The 17134-nt window shown below is 45.0% G+C and carries 16 protein-coding genes and 1 tRNA gene; 9 read left to right on the forward strand and 8 right to left on the reverse strand.

What is annotated here, in order from left to right; genetic code table 11:
- Window positions 1–32 precede the first annotated feature (32 nt).
- Window positions 33–920, forward strand: a complete 888-nt coding sequence (locus DFP76_RS13350) for a DMT family transporter (protein ID WP_113875142.1) — start codon at window positions 33–35, stop codon at window positions 918–920.
- A 7-nt stretch (window positions 921–927) separates the two neighbouring features.
- Window positions 928–1281, forward strand: coding sequence for a VOC family protein (locus DFP76_RS13355; RefSeq protein ID WP_113875143.1), 354 nt, complete (start codon window positions 928–930; stop codon window positions 1279–1281).
- Window positions 1282–1390: 109 nt separating this feature from the next.
- Here DFP76_RS13355 and DFP76_RS13360 read toward each other — a convergent pair whose 3' ends face one another.
- Genes DFP76_RS13360 through DFP76_RS13370 form a run of 3 tightly spaced genes read right to left on the reverse strand, consistent with a single transcriptional unit; the run spans window position 1391 to window position 5297 of the window.
- Window positions 1391–2422: an asparaginase gene (locus tag DFP76_RS13360; protein ID WP_113875144.1), complete on the reverse strand. Its 1032-nt coding sequence runs from the start codon at window positions 2420–2422 to the stop codon at window positions 1391–1393.
- The gene (locus tag DFP76_RS13365; protein WP_113875145.1) at window positions 2419–3822 is read right to left on the reverse strand and encodes an aspartate ammonia-lyase; all 1404 of its coding nucleotides are present in this window, start codon (window positions 3820–3822) and stop codon (window positions 2419–2421) included. The genes DFP76_RS13360 and DFP76_RS13365 overlap by 4 nt, the downstream gene beginning before the upstream one ends.
- A 53-nt stretch (window positions 3823–3875) precedes the next feature.
- On the reverse strand, window positions 3876–5297 hold the full coding sequence (locus tag DFP76_RS13370; protein ID WP_113875146.1) for an alanine/glycine:cation symporter family protein: 1422 nt from the start codon (window positions 5295–5297) through the stop codon (window positions 3876–3878).
- A 258-nt stretch (window positions 5298–5555) separates the two neighbouring features.
- Between DFP76_RS13370 and DFP76_RS13375 the strand changes: the two genes are divergently transcribed.
- Window positions 5556–6371, forward strand: a complete 816-nt coding sequence (locus tag DFP76_RS13375; RefSeq protein WP_113875147.1) for a helix-turn-helix domain-containing protein — start codon at window positions 5556–5558, stop codon at window positions 6369–6371.
- 27 nt (window positions 6372–6398) lie between these two features.
- On the opposite strand, the gene DFP76_RS13380 is transcribed toward DFP76_RS13375, so the two are convergent.
- Window positions 6399–6578, reverse strand: coding sequence for a DUF2986 domain-containing protein (locus DFP76_RS13380; RefSeq protein ID WP_113875148.1), 180 nt, complete (start codon window positions 6576–6578; stop codon window positions 6399–6401).
- Between the two features lie 223 nt (window positions 6579–6801).
- Between DFP76_RS13380 and DFP76_RS13385 the strand changes: the two genes are divergently transcribed.
- Entirely contained in the window at window positions 6802–7674 is an 873-nt protein-coding gene (locus DFP76_RS13385) for a LysR substrate-binding domain-containing protein (RefSeq protein WP_113875149.1), read from the forward strand.
- Between the two features lie 57 nt (window positions 7675–7731).
- Here the strand turns inward: DFP76_RS13385 and DFP76_RS13390 are convergent, their stop codons facing one another.
- Together DFP76_RS13390 and DFP76_RS13395 are read right to left on the reverse strand one after the other, a co-directional pair.
- Window positions 7732–8631, reverse strand: coding sequence for a DMT family transporter (locus DFP76_RS13390; RefSeq protein ID WP_113875150.1), 900 nt, complete (start codon window positions 8629–8631; stop codon window positions 7732–7734).
- A 269-nt stretch (window positions 8632–8900) separates the two neighbouring features.
- Window positions 8901–8985, reverse strand: a tRNA-Leu gene (locus DFP76_RS13395).
- A gap of 158 nt (window positions 8986–9143) precedes the next feature.
- On the opposite strand from DFP76_RS13395, the gene queA reads away from it, so the two are divergent.
- From queA to secF, 5 genes are all read left to right on the forward strand, one after another.
- Entirely contained in the window at window positions 9144–10205 is a 1062-nt protein-coding gene (gene queA, locus DFP76_RS13400; RefSeq protein ID WP_113875151.1) for a tRNA preQ1(34) S-adenosylmethionine ribosyltransferase-isomerase QueA, read from the forward strand.
- A 32-nt stretch (window positions 10206–10237) separates the two neighbouring features.
- Window positions 10238–11356, forward strand: a complete 1119-nt coding sequence (gene tgt, locus DFP76_RS13405) for a tRNA guanosine(34) transglycosylase Tgt (RefSeq protein WP_220151001.1) — start codon at window positions 10238–10240, stop codon at window positions 11354–11356.
- A 72-nt stretch (window positions 11357–11428) separates the two neighbouring features.
- Entirely contained in the window at window positions 11429–11755 is a 327-nt protein-coding gene (gene yajC, locus DFP76_RS13410; protein ID WP_013795942.1) for a preprotein translocase subunit YajC, read from the forward strand.
- A gap of 87 nt (window positions 11756–11842) precedes the next feature.
- A complete protein-coding gene (gene secD / locus DFP76_RS13415) occupies window positions 11843–13693 on the forward strand; it encodes a protein translocase subunit SecD (RefSeq protein WP_113875153.1) in 1851 nt (616 codons plus the stop codon).
- 10 nt (window positions 13694–13703) lie between these two features.
- Complete coding sequence (gene secF / locus DFP76_RS13420) at window positions 13704–14618, forward strand: protein translocase subunit SecF (RefSeq protein ID WP_113875154.1); 915 nt, start codon at window positions 13704–13706, stop codon at window positions 14616–14618.
- A 74-nt stretch (window positions 14619–14692) separates the two neighbouring features.
- On the opposite strand, the gene asd is transcribed toward secF, so the two are convergent.
- Window positions 14693–15553, reverse strand: a complete 861-nt coding sequence (gene asd / locus DFP76_RS13425; RefSeq protein ID WP_113875155.1) for an archaetidylserine decarboxylase — start codon at window positions 15551–15553, stop codon at window positions 14693–14695.
- Between the two features lie 23 nt (window positions 15554–15576).
- Window positions 15577–17052: an HDOD domain-containing protein gene (locus DFP76_RS13430; RefSeq protein ID WP_113875156.1), complete on the reverse strand. Its 1476-nt coding sequence runs from the start codon at window positions 17050–17052 to the stop codon at window positions 15577–15579.
- Between the last annotated feature and the right edge of the window lie 82 nt (window positions 17053–17134).

Consider the following 17134-nt stretch of genomic DNA (forward strand, 5'->3'; position numbering starts at 1 on the left):
AGTCTTTTTCCTACCCAATATCGAGCGTTAGTATGTGGATTTTTATCACTCTTTTTGCGGCTGCATGTCAGTCTGCTAGAACCGCCTATCAAAATACCTTAGCTCGTGAAGCCGGATTTTTACATGCCACCATGGCACGTTCTTTGTACGGTTTGCCTCTGGTGACTCTCTATTTATTAGCGGTTTGGTGGCTATTTGGAGGGGTATCTCTGAATGGCACAATGACGTTTTGGTGGGCGGCTTCTGTCTGTGCTTTGGCGCAAATATTTGCTACCTACTTTATGCTGCGAGCGTTTCAGTCAGGCAGTTATGCCATTGGCACACTGCTCGCCAAGACAGAAGCCGTATTAGCCGCACTGATTGGTTTGCCCTTGTTACATTACACACTTACCTTGGGGTCTTGGATAGGGATTGGGTTAGGTGTGTTGGGTGCTGTGGTGATGACGGTAAAATGGCATAACCTTCGTCACGCTCATCGCGATGCTTCTTTGCTGTTTGGTTTGGCAAGCGGCCTGTGTTTCGCCATGACTTCTGTGATGGCGTCGATGGCAAGTCACGCCTTGTCAGGTTCGATCATTACGTCGGCTGGAGTGACTTTATGGTTTGTTTTGGTTATTCAATCTATTGTTTTGTGTTCGTTGCAGATGGCTAAGATGCGAGATATTAAAGCGCCTTTTAGGCGGGCGTTTCGCTTGAGTTGTCAGGTGGGTGTTTTAAGCTCGTTAGGGTCAATTGGTTGGTTTACAGGTTTCGCTTTGGTGAATCCAGCTTTGGTTAAAACCCTTGGGCAAATCGAAATTCTTGGGACTTTGTATTACTCTAAAGTGCGTTTTTCAGAGAGGCTTAGCAAACAACAATGGCTTGGCGGCACAATGATATTGATCAGTGTGATTTTCGTCGTCGCATCAACCGTAAAGTGAGACCGTTATGCAATCAACTAAGATAAATTATGTAGAATTACCGGCACGAGATCTTGAGCTTAATAAGGCCTTTTTTCGACAAGCGTTTGGTTGGGACTTCGAAGATTATGGTCCAGAATACAGCGCGTTTAAAAATGCTGGTCTAGACGGTGGCTTTTTTCAGGCCGACTTTTGTTCACGTCCGCAAACAGGAGCGGCATTGGTGGTTTTATACAGTGACGATCTAGAAAGTGCGGTGAGTCATGTGGAAGCTGCTGGTGGCACCATAGAGCAGGTCATTTTTGAATTCCCTGGCGGCCGCCGTTTTCACTTTTTGGACCCTTGTGGTAACGAATGGGCAGTGTGGGGGCCGTTGGTTTAAGTTGAATTGTTTCAGTGAATAGATTGATAGCCTAGGTTCTCAATGCATGATTTTAATGTCGGTTGTGTCATACAGGATACCTCGCCATGCCAAGGTATCCTGGAGTTTGTTACTTAGTGGTCAATTCATTGGCGTAGTTGATTGACCATTTCTCCATCAGACTATGGTAGCTTTCGCCTTTGGCAATCAGCCAATGTAGTTTACAAAAAGCGGCCTCTAGGGTCATGTCCTGCCCACTTAGCACATTCATAGATGACAGCATTGAGCCGGCAGCGTAAGCGCCTTGAGATACCCCGCCATGCAGGCATTGGGTGAGATTGACGACGATTTTTTTTCGCAACATGGCTTCCGTCAAGAAAGATAGAAAGGCTGGGTTTTGGTCCGGCACGTTGCCAGCGCCATAGGTCATTAAAATAATGCCATGGCAATTTTGGTCATCCAGTACGCTTTGATATACGCTGATCGGCAGACTCGGATGAAGTGTTAAGACGGCAACAGCACCGGATTGAAAGGTTACTAACTTATCGTCTAGATTAGTTGGACATTGGTCAGAGGGAAATTCACTCAATCGTTCAGGGTAGAGTTGAATATGAATCGCTAATTCACCCAGTAAGTCATCGTTTGGAGTGTGAAAAGCCTCAAATCTTCCGCTACTGATCTTTTGAATTCGGTTGCCCCGCATAAGTTTGCCATTAAACACCAGACTGACGTCTGGAATGGATTTTATGACAGCCAATGAAAGCGCAGCTTGTAGATTGGCAGTGGCATCGGATCGGTTCATTCCTAAGGGAATTTGAGAGCCGGTTAGAATGACATTTTTAGAACCGGCACCGAGCATAAATGATAAGGCTGAAGCGGTATAGGCCATGGTATCTGTGCCATGTAAGATTACGAAGCCATCATAATCTTGCCAATGAATGTTGAGAATAGAGACAAGTTTGGTCCAGTGAGCTGGGGTGATATTAGCACTGTCGATAAGTGGTGAAATTTCTAGCACTTCAAAGCTCGGTAAGCTACTCAAACTACCATCTAAAGCGCGTTCAATTCGATCTTGTAACCCCGATGCTGGGGCCAAGCCTTGCGCTGTTTGAGTCATACCTATGGTGCCACCAGTATAGACTACTAAAACCTGCGCACTCATAAACTCACCTTGCTTGGGGATAGCATAGACTCTGGGCTCAGTAATAGATTGACTTGCTCTTCCGTTAATAGCTGTTCTTCTATAATAAGTGCTTTTACCGTGCTGCCTGTGGTCAAGGCTTGACGGGCAATGCGCGAGGCATTGGAATAGCCAATGTGGGGAACAAGCGCAGTGATAATGCCAATGCTATTTTCCACATGACCGGCACAAACGGCTTCGTTCGCGGTAATGCCACGGATGCAGCGGTGTTCTAGCATGTGACAAGCTTCTTTAAGCATTTTTAAAGAGTTTAGCAGGTTGTAAATAATCATAGGTTCCATGGCGTTAAGCTGTAATTGGCCTGCTTCAGCAGCCAGTGATACCGCTAAGTCTGAGGCAATGACTTGATACGCGGTTTGGTTCATCGCTTCAGGAATCACTGGGTTGACCTTGCCAGGCATAATGGAAGAGCCAGGTTGCATTGGAGGCAAATTAATTTCACCTAATCCGGTACGAGGGCCACTGGAAAGTAGGCGTAAGTCATTGCTCATCTTGCTGAGTTTAATGGCGAGGCGCTTCAAAATTCCGGAGAAAAACACAAACGCGCCCATGTCTGAGGTCGCTTCTACTAAGTTGCTCGCAGGGACCATGGGTTTGGTCGAAATAGTGGCCAGCTTTTCAACCACACGCGTAGCGTAACCTTCTGGCGTATTGATGCCAGTACCAATGGCGGTGCCGCCTAAGTTCACTTCACATAATAAGGCGCAGGCTTCACTGATGCGGTCGATGTCTTCCCCTAGAGTCACTGCAAAAGCATCAAACTCTTGTCCAAGTGTCATAGGCACCGCATCTTGTAATTGCGTTCGTCCCATTTTGACAATGTGAGCAAACGCTTTGCCTTTTTCTTCTAGCGCCGCTTTAAGTGAGGCTAAGCTGGGAACAAAATTGTCCGCCGCAAATTGAATGCCCAAGCAGGCGGCAGTCGGGTAGGCGTCGTTGGTGGATTGTGAACGATTGACATCATCGTTAGGATGTAAATATTGGTAGTCACCTAATTTGTGACCGAGTTTGGTTAGCGCTAAGTTGGCAATAACTTCATTTGCATTCATGTTGGTTGAGGTGCCAGCGCCGCCTTGAATAACGTCAACAATAAAAGCGTCATGATGTTTTCCTAGAATCAGCTCTTGACAAGCCGCGACAATCGCATCGGCCTTTTCATCGGTTAATAAATTCATTTCTTGGTTAGTACGTGCCGCTGAGGCTTTGACCATTGCCAAGGCTTTAATTAACTCTGGAAAATGTGAAATGGGTACGCCGGTAATGGCGAAGTTCTGGGCGGCTCGCTGTGTTTGAATGCCATATAGTGCATCCGCAGGAAGATCCATGTTGCCAAGTAAGTCGTATTCAGAGCGAGTATTCATAAGGTTTTCCTAGGGCCTCATTCGATAGGAATGAGGCCACATATTAGCTTAAGTTAATGGTTGTCTTTGTTTGGCCAAGAAGCTGTGTCTAAATCTAAATCGTCAAAACGTTCTGCTTCGAAGGTGGGGGTTTCTTTACCTGATTGGCGTTGGCTGTCGAAATCTTTCATGATGCGTTTTGCCACTTTAAACAGCAGTGCTAGGGCAACTAAGTTGACTAAGGCCAGCAGTCCCATAGTGAGATCCGCGAAGGCAAAAACCGTACCTAGGTCCAAAATGGCACCTGTACAGCATAGACAAATAATGATCACCCGGAACGAATTCATATAGAAGCCGTGATTATCTGATTTGGTTAAGTAGCTGACGCTGTTTTCCCCTAGGTAGTAGTTGTATAGCACCGTACTAAAACCAAATAGCAGCAAGGCAATGCTGACAAACATACGGCCATAATCACCCATGTGAGTAGCAAGGGAAGCCTGGGTTAACGCGACGCCCTGAACAGTATCTGTGCTAGTAGGATCATAAGCGGTTCCCAATAAGATGATTAGGGCGGTACAAGTACACAGTACGATGGTGTCAATAAAGACAGAGAATGCCTGTACAATACCTTGGTTTGCTGGGTGTGGAATGTAAGCAACGGCCGCGACGTTTGGCGCACTGCCAAGACCAGCTTCATTGGAAAATAAACCACGTTTAACGCCCATTAAAATAGCGGCTCCGATACCACCACCAATCGCGGGCTCAAGTCCAAAGGCACTTTTGATGATCAGCATTAATGTTTCTGGAATGAGGCTTAAGTTCATGGCGATGACAATTAAAGCAATCAACAAGTAGCCGCCAGCCATGATAGGAACAAGAACCTCGGCGACTTGCGCTATGCGTTTAACGCCACCAAAGATGATTAGGCCGACAACAAAAGCCATTGCAATGCCACTGTAATATGGCTGAATGCCAAAAGCATCTTCGAGAGAAGTGGCAACAGAATAAGATTGCAATGTGGTAAAAGCGATGCCAAAAGTCGCTAATAATAAAACAGAGTAAATGACCGCCAGCCATTTCCATTGTTTGCCCAGGCCGCGTTCAATGTAGTAAGCGGGACCGCCACGATAAGTGCCATCATTTTCAGCGGTTTTATAGGTTTGTGCTAGCATGCATTCAACGAAACTGGTGGCCATGCCCATAAGGCCAACTACCCACATCCAGAATATAGCACCAGGTCCACCTAGGGTAATCGCCACTGCAACACCGGCAATGTTGCCGCCACCAACACGACCTGCAACCGATAGAATTAAAGCTTGGAATGAGCTCAAATGTTTACCATCGGCCTCGTGATGTTTGGCTGTTAGGATTTTGAACATGTTACCGAAATAGCGGAATTGCACAAAACGGGTGGCGATTGTGAACCAGATGCCTATACCGATTAAAACGGCAATTAACACCTTACTCCACAATAGATCGGTAAGAAGGGATAGCATAGAAAACTCCTACTGTTTTTTTAGATTTATTATGAGTGTCTTTGGAAAGAATAGACGCTGTTAATTGGATCCAAAATTGTCTTGAATAGGGAGTTCGTGAGATGTTGCTCAATGATGCTAGTTGGTGCTCAAGTGGCGTCTACTAGCATCTTTTGAAAGTGTGCTTTTAAGGGGTTATCGATTACACTGATGAGCGTTAGCGTGATGGTGGTGTCAACATTAACCGTTCTGATTAGGGTATTGGCTAGGGAGGTATGTGTGTCTGAAGATCTAGCGAAAAACTTGCAGCTCTTATGTAGTTATTATAAGTCGGTTGCAGAAGTTTGCCGGCGTCTTAATATCAATCGTCCGCAGTTTAATCGCTATTTGAATGCTACCACCATGCCGAGCAAAAATACGTTAAGACGTATTGGTGAGTTCTTTGGGGTAGAAGTGGAGGAAATGATGCTGCCTCAACCGCAATTTTCGCAATTGGTCCAGTCTAGACCGATTCGTCAGTCCACTGCTCAAACCAGTTTGACGCCCGAACAGAAGCACATCAATCAACTAAATGAATCAGGTCAGTCCGGCCTGTCAAAATACTGTGGTTATTATTACGAATACTATATGTCGATGGCGTGTCCTGGTCAGGTATTGCGCACCTTGGTCGACATTCGTTCGCAAGGGGATAAAACTTATTATCAGCGCACTGAACGACTTAATCCAGACGGGGTGAGTAAAGCATTTCATGGTGTCTACAGCGGCATGGTGCAATTGCTATCGGATCGGTTGTTTTTAATGGATTATGAACAAGAAACGCATGTGGAAATGACACAGACGATTTTATATCCTTCCTTTCAAAATCGGGTGGTGCGCTTAACAGGGCTGCGTTTAGGGGTGTCTGGCAGTGGTGAAAGAGCGCCTTGTTGTGCTCGAGTGGTGTACGAATACCTTGGTAAGAGTATTCAAAAGAAGCAAGTCTTAAGTCGCTGCGGCTTGTTCGAGCTTGATTCAAGTGAAATTGAACAGAGCATTGTTAGTGCAATTCGCAACGATATGAAAGAAGGGGATTGGCATTTTAGAGCCAAGTTTTAATACAGGCGCCATTAACTGTTAGAAAGGTTATTGGTTGTCTTCTTGTGTCGTGTCGGGTTCGCTCGATGACATCGGATTAGCTTCTGCTTCCAGCTTTGCTCGCTCTGCTTTGGAAATGTATTTTGGTTTGCTCTTCGGGTTGGCTTTCAGGTTAGCCTGCTTCGCCTTTTTGGTCAGAATGCTTTTGATTTTTTTACGACGATTCATATTGCTGCGCTCGAAATAATTTTATAATAAAACTTCAGCGAAATACGTCAAAACCTCACCGAAAATAACGATGGGACTATACCAGTCTTGCTTATCGTTCGAAAGGCTATGATGTATTTTACCATCGACAAAACGAGATATTGATATCATTAGAGTCATTTTGGGTGCTTGGTTTGTCAATATGGCGCCATATGCTAGATGAAAACGATGAGGTTAGGTCATTATGTTGCCACGTAGAAAGCTTCCAGCATTAAATTCACTTCGAGCATTTGAGGTGGCTGGGCGTTGCCTGAGTTTTCGTCGTGCTGCAGAAGAGCTCGGTGTAACGCAAGGAGCCGTTGCGCAGCAAGTGCGCTCCCTTGAAGAGCATTTGGGTGTTTTGCTTTTTCAGCGTTTGCCACGCGGTTTGGCGCTTACTCCAAAAGGCATTGTCTATCTTGCTAGTCTGACGAGAGCGTTTGATGTCATGGGAGAAGCGACGTCAATAATGGTTGAGCGTTCTAATACGGTTACGATTAGTGTCACGCCAACGTTTGCAGCGAAATTACTTATTCCTCGTCTTGGTTCGTTAAATACACGGTTTCCTGATATTGAGTTGAAAACAGTGGCGACAGAGTCTATCTCAGATTTTGATGCTGACCAAATTGATATTGCCGTTCGACTCAGCAAAGAACCTTTTGCCTCTAATTTGCAAGCGGAGCCTCTATTTCCTCAGGAGCTAGTCGTAGTCGCAAGCCCACAATTATTAGAAGGACAAAGTGTCCCTCTATCTTTAGAAATGTTGCAACAATTTCCATTGTTGCATGATGCCCACAATCATTGGCCGACTATACTTCGGTCTAATGAAAAAATTGCAGGCGCTAAGTTTAATCAAACATCTTTGGCAATTGATGCCGCCTTAGCGGGGCAAGGTGTTGCGTTAGTGTGTCGAGCATTTGTTGCACAAGAGTTAGCATTCGGTCGGTTAGTGCAGTTATTAGATCACTCATTTTTTATTAAACCAGACTACTTTCTAGTCAAAAAGAAAGATATACAAACATCTGTTGCCGTTAGCGCGGTTTGGCAATGGTGCCTGGATGAGTTTGAGTTAAAATAAGTTTATAGGCTTTGTTGCGGCTAATCAGAGGCTGATTAACCGCTTGGAGCTAGATGGTTAGCTTTTATTTGATTGGCTAGTTGGTGGTTTTTTAGCTCCTGTTTGAATTAGGATTACACCTGTTAGGATTAAGGTCAACGCGATGATAAGTAACAAGTGAATTTCCTCTCCGACAATGGCACCAATAATAACGGCAACAACAGGTGCGATATAGGTTGCCCCAGAGGCTTTTACAGATCCTAGTTTTTCTATTGCATAGTAATAGAGGAAAAAAGCTCCGCCAGTACCAAGTAGCCCAAGACCGATAACGACGCCCAAGGTGGTTTGAGTGTTCGACATTATCTCGAACATACCTGTAAAGTCTGTTAGAGCTAATAAGGTTAATGAGGCGAAGCCTGTTTGCCATGTGGCTAAGGCTAGAGGTGGAATTTTATGTGGTGACAAAAGGCGTTGAGCATAGACAAATGATACGCCCAAACTGGTTGTTCCTGCTATCATCCAAATCACTCCCATTAAGTTGATTCCTTCAACATTTTCCCATGGGCGAGCACTGATTATTATGCCTAAAAATCCAACCAGTACCCCAATTAACATTTGTCGTGTAGGGCGGTCTTTTCTTAAAAATAGAAAAGCGCATATAAAGGTGAAAATGGGAATAGAGCCACTTAAAAGGCCAGCAACGCTAGTTGGAAGTAGGGCTGTACCGGCCACAAAACCGTAATAGTAAAATGTCGTGGCCAGTACGGACATGACGGCAAAGTGCAGTAGGTGTTTAAATTGCCCTCGGTGAAGAGCTTTTGTGTACAGTGCAATCAGAAAGAGAGGGATGAAACCGCACAGAACTCGTAATAAAACAGTTTGGCTTGGTGTTATGAGTAAAGTAGACCATTTCATGAAAATAAAATTTGATCCCCAAATGACACCTAAAGCAAGTAATGCTGTGTAGCTTTTCAGCATGCAATTTTCTCCAATTAAAAAGCGACTAGTTCAGGTTTGTATTGTAGTCATTGAGAAAGGTTTTGCGCGTGATAAAAAAACGTTAATGATGTAGTTTTTCTACAGTCTTATGACGGATTAAGGAAAACTAAATCTTGGGCAGGGTTATGGGTTGGCTTTGTTTGGCTTTTAATTATCTTAAATGGGGTAAATGCTAAGGTGGGAGGAGCTGTTGTCAGTGTCCTAGAAACAACAAAGCCCTAACTAAAATAGCTAGGGCTTCGTCTAAATGGTACCAGTAGGCGGACTCGAACCGCCACGCCTTTCGGCAACGGATTTTGAATCCGTCGTGTCTACCAATTCCACCACACTGGCCTTGAAAAAGGTGAGGCGTATTCTAGGTTAATTTGAAAAGATGTCAACGATTGGTTGAATATTTTTTTATCTTTTTAATATCTAGTGGGTTGGAAGTACCTTTTTATCTGGTTTTTCGCTAGAATATTGGGTCGTTTTTTCTAGGTAGCTTTCATTTCATGCTCGTTTCCGATTATCACTTTGATTTACCCGATTCTCTCATTGCGAATTACCCTACGCCGGATAGAACTGCAAGCCGTCTTTTGCATCTTGATGGGCCAAGTGGTGAGGTTGTTCATCGTCAATTTCCAGATGTGTTGGACTTGGTTCAAGCTGGCGATTTGATGGTATTTAATAATACCCGAGTCATTCCTGCCCGAGTGTTTGGACAGAAAGAGTCAGGTGGTAAAGTTGAAATCTTAGTAGAGCGAGTAACTTCGAGTCACGAAGTATTGGCGCATGTTCGTGCCAGTAAGTCACCAAAAGAAGGCACTAAGATATTTTTGGGACAAGATAAGGGAGAGCAGATCGAAGCGACTATGTTGGGCCGCTCAGGTGCGTTATTCCATTTGGCATTTCAAGAGCCGGTCTTGGATATCTTAACTCGTGTCGGCCACATGCCATTGCCGCCTTATATCGAACGTCCTGATGAAGACAGTGACCAAGAACGTTATCAAACGGTTTATAACGAAAAGCCCGGAGCCGTTGCCGCGCCAACAGCAGGCTTGCATTTTGATGATGCTTTGTTGGCTAAATTAAAGGACAAGGGCGTTGAGGTGGCTTTTGTTACCTTGCACGTTGGTGCGGGAACCTTTCAGCCAATGAAGGTGGATAATGTAGAAGACCACATTATGCACGCGGAGTATGTTGAAGTAGATGAGCAGGTTGTTCAGCAGGTGCAAGCAACTAAAGCGCGTGGTGGTCGAGTGATTGCTGTTGGTACGACGAGCGTACGCAGTTTGGAGTCCGCCAGTCAATCGGGTGAGATTGCGCCAATGCAAGGTGATACCAGTATTTTTATTTACCCCGGTTACGAATTTAAAACCGTTGATGCTTTGGTGACCAATTTTCATTTGCCTGAATCAACCTTGATTATGTTGATCAGTGCCTTTGCAGGCTATCAGCAAGTAATGTCTGCTTATCGCGTGGCGGTGGAGCAGAAGTATCGATTTTTCAGTTATGGTGATGCCATGTTTATTACACGAAATGCGCAGGCGAAAGGCCCGCAAAGTGAGGAATAAGACGTATGTCTGAGAAACGTCCAGAATGTTTTATGGATTTTGAGCTGCATACCAGTTCAGGTAAAGCGCGTCGCGCGACTTTGACTTTTCCACGAGGTAAGGTGGAGACACCTGCTTTTATGCCAGTCGGTACGTATGGCACAGTGAAGGGTATGTTAACCAAGGACATCGAGGAAATCGGTGCTGATATTATCTTGGGGAACACTTTCCATCTTTGGTTACGCCCAGGAACCGAGGTGGTAAAAGCGCATGGGGATCTGCATGACTTCACGCAATGGAAGAAACCTATTTTGACCGATTCGGGTGGTTTTCAGGTGTTTTCTTTGGGGGAAATGCGCAAAATCACAGAAGAAGGGGTGAGCTTTCGTTCACCCATTAATGGCTCTAAAGTTTTTTTGAGTCCTGAGATTTCCATGCAGGTTCAGCGCGATCTTGGCTCAGACATTGTGATGATTTTTGATGAATGTACGCCTTATCCTGCGACTGCTGATGTGGCGGCAAAATCGATGCGCATGAGTCTGCGTTGGGCGAAGCGTTCTAAAGAGGAGCACGGTGACAGTCCGTCTGCTCTGTTTGGTATCATCCAAGGTAGCATGTACGAAAACTTGCGTGATGAGTCTCTAGAAGGCTTAGAAGAGATTGGTTTTGACGGTTATGCCATTGGCGGTTTGTCCGTGGGTGAGCCAAAAGAAGAAATGATCAAGGTGTTGGATTACATCACACCGAAAATGCCAGAAAATAAACCGCGTTATTTGATGGGCGTAGGCAAACCAGAAGACTTAGTGGAAGGGGTTCGTCGCGGCGTTGACATGTTTGACTGTGTAATGCCAACTCGTAATGCTCGTAACGGTCATTTGTTTACGTCTGAAGGTGTAGTGCGCATTCGTAACGCTCAATATCGCCATGATATTGACCCACTTGATAAAGAATGTGACTGTTACACTTGTAAAAACTTTTCTCGGGCTTATCTACATCATTTGGATAAGTGTCAGGAAATGGTGGGTGCACAATTAAATACCATCCATAACCTTCGTTATTACCAAACACTCATGGCGGGATTGCGAAAGGCGCTCGATGAAGGTAGATTTGACGCCTTTGTTGATGAGTTTTATGCAAAGCGCGGCCTAGAAACGCCTGCTTTGAGTGAATAATAAACAAAATATGACAATTTTCTCTTTTCAGGGAATTGTAAGAGTTTCATAAACCATTGGAGAGCTAAAACCATGATCGCATTGATCTCACCAGCTTACGCTGAAGGTGGCGCACCAGCGGACGCAGGTATTTTTAACCTAGTCCTACTTGCTGGCTTTGTCGTTATTTTCTATTTCTTAATGTGGCGCCCTCAAGCAAAACGTGCGAAAGAGCATAAAAACTTGATTGCTGCACTAGAGAAAGGAACTGAAGTCGTAACTGGCGGTGGTGTCCTAGGTAAGGTAACAAAAGTAGACGATGCTTATGTCGCTCTAGAAGTATCGGAAGGTGTTGAAATGAAATTTCAAAAGTCTTCTGTTGCTGCTGTGTTGCCTAAAGGAACATTAAAGTCGATTTAATGTTGCTGGAAAAGCGCCTAAAGAGAGAATCTAAGGCGCTTTTCTTCTTTCTAGTCCACTCAAATTTTTAGGTGTAAAGGATTTTTCATGCTTAACAAGTACCCCTTGTGGAAGTATTTGCTAATTCTTCTTGTTTTGGCTTTGGGGCTACTCTATGCCTTCCCAAACCTTTATCCGGATGATCCAGCGTTACAACTCTCTACTCAAAAAGCGACTTCCGTGGTTGATCAGCAAACTTTGCAAAAAGCAGAGCTGGCACTCAGTAAAGCAAATATAGAATTGAAAGAAGCAGAGCTAACCTCTGCTGGCGGTACCTTGCGTTTCAATAATGGCGAGGACCAATTGGCTGCTAAACCTGTCGTAGCGGCGGCCCTTGGGGAAGACTATGTGACGGCGTTGAACCTAGTGCCAACCACGCCAGAATGGCTGGCTTCTTTAGGTGCAGGGCCAGCTAAGTTGGGCTTGGACTTACGTGGTGGTGTGCATTTTTTGCTAGAGGTGGATACACCTGCGGCGCTAAAACAGCGCTTAGAAGTTAGCAGCAGTGAAATGAAAGCGGCTCTGCGTAAAGACCGAGTGCGTTATCGTAGTGTCAGCATTGCGGATGGCGTGTTGTCGATTCGCTTCTTAAAAGAATCAGACCTAGCTTTGGCTGAAGATCTATTGAAAGGTGAGTTTGCTGAGTACCGTTACAGCACTCGTCAAGAAGACACAGATTACTTTTTGGATGTGAGCTTTACTGAAGCGGAAACCAAAGAAATCGAGTCTTATGCATTGCAGCAGAACTTAACAACCTTGCGTAATCGTGTGAATGAGCTTGGTGTGGCAGAACCTTTGGTTCAACGTCAGGGTAGCAATCGTATTGTGGTTGAGTTGCCGGGTGTTCAAGATACCGCGGCAGCAAAACGTATTATTGGTGCCACAGCCAACCTAGAGTTCCATTTGGAAGCGGGTTTGGATGACCAAGGCGCGGATGTTGAAACCTTATCTTTCCGTGATGGTAGTGGTCGTACAGCGCGTTTAGAGCGCGACATCATCATTACGGGTGACAGCGTAGCGGATGCAAGCTCGTCGTTCGATGAAAATGGCCAGCCTCAGGTGAATATCAGCCTTGATTCCAAGGGTGGTAAGCAGATGACTAAAGTGACTCGCTCCGCTGTGGGTCGTAATATGGCGGTGGTGTTCATCGAACACAAATCCCGTAGTCGCTTTGTTGAGAAAGACGGCAAGATGGAAGAAGTGCGTCGCAGTTACAGTGAGAAGGGTATTATTTCCTTGGCGACCATTCAAACCACTTTGGGTAACTCTTTCCGTATTACGGGGTTAGACAGTCCTCGTGAGTCTTCTGAATTGGCTTTGTTATTACGTGCCGGTGCTCTAGCTGCGCCAATTTACTTTGTTGAGGAGCGTACTATAGGGCCAAGCTTGGGTGCGGAGAACATTCAGTTGGGTGTGACTTCTGCGCAGATTGGTCTATTGGTCGTGATGCTTTTCATGTTGGTGTATTACAAGGTGTTTGGTATTTTTGCCAATGTTTCCTTGGCGCTGAATATTGTATTGCTAATGGCGTGTATGTCCTTGATGTCGGCCACGTTAACCTTGCCTGGTATTGCCGGTATTGTGTTGACAATGGGGATGGCGGTGGATGCCAATGTGTTGATTTTTTCCAGGATAAAGGAAGAGTTAGCCAATGGAGTGCCCAGTCAGCAAGCGATTCATTCCGGCTTTAATCGTGCATTTACGACGATTTTTGACGCCAACATTACCACCTTGTTGGTGGCAGTGATCTTGTTTGCTGTCGGTACTGGCCCTGTAAAAGGGTTTGCAGTCACCCTGTCGTTGGGTATTTTGACCTCTATGTTTACGGCCATTGTGGTAACGCGTTCACAAGTAAATCTTGTTTACGGCGGTCGTAAAAACAAGAAATTGTATATTTAAGGAGAGAGCCATGAAAGTGACAACTATTCCGTTTATGGCGATGCGTAAGGTTGTGGCGTGTTTTTCCGTTGCCCTTATTCTCATCTCCTTAGGGTCGTTGGCCGTAAAAGGTCTACAGTTTGGTTTAGATTTTACCGGTGGTACTTTGGTTGAGGTAGCTTACGATCAAGCGCCTCAGCTGGATGATGTGCGTCAGTTATTGGCCGACAATGGTTATGACGACATTGTCGTTCAGAACTTTGGGTCACCGACGGATGTCGTGGTGCGTATGGCAAATGCTTATACGCCGACTTTGGGTGACGAAGTGCTTGATAGCTTGCGCAATAACGGTGAAGTATCGGTGACTTTGCAGCGTTCAGAGTTTGTTGGTGCGCAAGTGGGAGAAGAGTTACGTGAGCAAGGCGGCTTAGGAATGTTGTTGGCGCTATTGATCGTGATGCTCTATGTTGCGGTGCGCTTCCAATTTAAATTCTCTTTAGCGTCTGTTGCGGCTTTGGCGCACGATGTCATTATCACACTCGGTTTCTTTTCGCTTTTCGATGTGGAATTTGATTTGACGGTGTTGGCGGCCTTACTGGCGGTGGTGGGTTATTCCTTGAATGATACTATTGTCGTGTGTGACCGTATTCGTGAAAACTTCCGTATTATGCGAGAAACGGAACCTTATGATTTGATTAATGAATCCATCAATCAAACATTGGGCCGTACTTTGATCACCTCTTTAACGACTTTGTTTGTGTTGGTGGTGTTATTCTTGTTCGGTGGTGAGGCTATTCATAATTTCTCCATGGCTTTGCTTGTGGGGATTGTGATTGGTACTTATTCGTCTATCTTTGTGGCGGCAAACTTATTGCTAGCATTGAATGTCACAAGAGAAGATTTGGTGCCAACGCCAAAAGAAGAGTTGGAAGACGAGCTGCCTTAGTGGTTGTGCTTCATTCTTAACTAAAAAAGCCTGCAATTGCAGGCTTTTTTGTGTCAGGTCGTTTGCATGTCTTTTTAATGCTTGTTTATTTTGCCAAATGGCATGCCCATTTGCGTTGGGCTTTCTGCCTGCAGGCTTTCTTCCCAGTTAACGGCGTCTTTGCCGAACAGAACTATGGCGGTTGAGCCCAGCTTGAAGCGACCCATTTCCTCGCCTTTTTTCAATTCTATGTCATTAAGTTTGGCATAATCCCAAGTAACGACATTTTTATTGAAAGGTGTGACCTGGCCTGCCCAAACGGTTTCAATGCTAGCGACTATCATAGCGCCAACTAGGATGACAGCCATTGGGCCTGCTTCTGTTTCAAACAGGCAAACGGTACGTTCATTACGAGCAAAGACATTGGGGATTTGCTCTGCGGTGACTTTGTTGACCGAGAAAAGCTTGCCAGGTACATGGATCATTTTGGTTAACTTGCCCGTTAATGGCATGTGAACGCGGTGGTAGTCTTTTGGAGACAAGTACACAGTGGCGAATGAGCCGCCAAGAAATTGATCTGACAAAGAGGCATCGCCACCAAGCAAGGTTGTTAGGCTGTAGTGGTGGCCTTTGGCTTGGAAAATGGTGCCGTGTTCAATTTTACCTAACTGACTGATCGCGCCATCCGCAGGGCAAGCTAAACTGTCATCACCCTCGGCAATTGGGCGTAATTCAGGTCGAATAGCACGAGTAAAGAAATCGTTGAAGTTGCGGTAAGAAAGCGGGTCACTATTGACGGCTTCAGACATGTCAACTTGATATTTTTTTACAAACTGACTGATAAAGGTATTTTTTACCCAGTTATTCTCACATTCCGCGATTCGGCCAATGGCTCGTGAAAGCGTTTTTTGAGGTGTGATGTGTTGCGCGAAGGCAAACAGTTGGTCTTTAGTCACAGTGTTCGTCCTGATGTTTGAGTTTAGGCGTTATTAATAAGGGACACGATTTGTTTCAGTGTCTTAAAATCTTTTTCGTCAAATTCGGTCCGAGTTTCAAGCCAAAATAGCATCATTTCCTGTTGGTTGACGACCGCTGACGCTAGAATAAGATGGCTTTGTTCGTCGATGATTTGATCCGAGGTGTCGGGTAAATCTAAAAGTAAGGTACCAAGCTTATCACCGAATAAGTGGCTTGCAGATTTTTGTTTGGCCAGTTTGCCAAATACTTTTGAGTCGGCATTCCAACGAATTTTCTTCAATATGTCCAGTTTGTAGCCAGATTGAAAAAGTGGCTGAAATCCTGTCGAGTTGTGTCTGAAGATAATGGCGTGTTGGGCATTTGGGATGGTTTGCTTAATGGTTTTCAAGGCCAAGTTGGCTTGGTTTTTACAGCCCTGATGTTCACTTCTTGTTAAGTTTTTCTTTAATTGGGCTAGCGGCGATACAATGACTTTCTTTTTAACAGAGGCGCTGTTCTTGGTGTACAGATCTGGATCAAGTAATTGTAAGGCCATCGGGCGCTTGCCTCGATGGTTGTATAACTTTGCGGCTTCTGTTGATGCAAAGTGCGCTGTTTTGATGATATCACCAATGCGACGATGCATTACGGTTGCTACCACTCGGTAAAAAAACGCGAGATTTTTTGAGTCCCAACCTCTGTTACTTGCTTCCTCTGCTACTTTCGATGCGCAGTATGAAAAAATCAGCGGGTTGTTCATTAGGATGGTTAGGCGCTTATCTTCGGTGAAGCCTGGCAATTCATCTGGGTGATGTGCCAAGTGGGCGAGTGACTGTAATTCATTGGCATTCGGAATGTGCTTGGTTAAAAAGGATTCAATGACCTTGTTTGGTGTTCCCCAGAAAGTGCATAGGTGTACGGTTAATTCATCAATACGGCATCCTAGTACCGCCATTTCAACCTGGCTGGCTTTTTCACCCTGTAAAATTCGATTCTGCACTTCTTGCATAACAGGATAGGCGTAATACCAAAGTAGCCATTTGGCGGCATCGCGAAACAGGGTGATCCAGAAAATATCATCTTCGTGGCTGGTGAGGTTTTCGATCGACCAGTGTCTTGCCATCGTGGCGGCTTCGTAGCTGGTTTGAATCTCGGCTAGAAACGCGGTTAGGTTGTCTGGTAGCTGTCTATTGCGAGTTTCGTAAGGAGCGAAGCGTTTAAATAAATTATGAATGCCATTCATGCCAACCATTGCGGCGGCATGAAAGGGGGTGTTTATTTCATTGTGCTTGTTCACCACGATTCGATTCGCTTCATTTAAAATAGCAAACGCGAGAAGTGGGTCGCTGGCAATGTTTTTTTGCATGTTCTCCAGAGTGTCTTCCGTGCGTTTTATTTGAGTTTTAAGACGCGCCAAGTTGCCCGCTCGCACGGGGAATTTTTTTGTCTTAAGGAAACTTAGCCATTCGTTTAGGCCCGATGGAGATTTGCTGCTCATAAAAGGTGACTTTGCTGACTCGGTTGTTTATAAGTATGCATCATGCTCTTATATTTCGTATCTGATTAATCATACTGTATAT

Origin of the sequence: Marinomonas aquiplantarum, assembly GCF_003314975.1 — a bacterium.
Classification (GTDB): Bacteria; Pseudomonadota; Gammaproteobacteria; order Pseudomonadales; family Marinomonadaceae; genus Marinomonas; species Marinomonas aquiplantarum.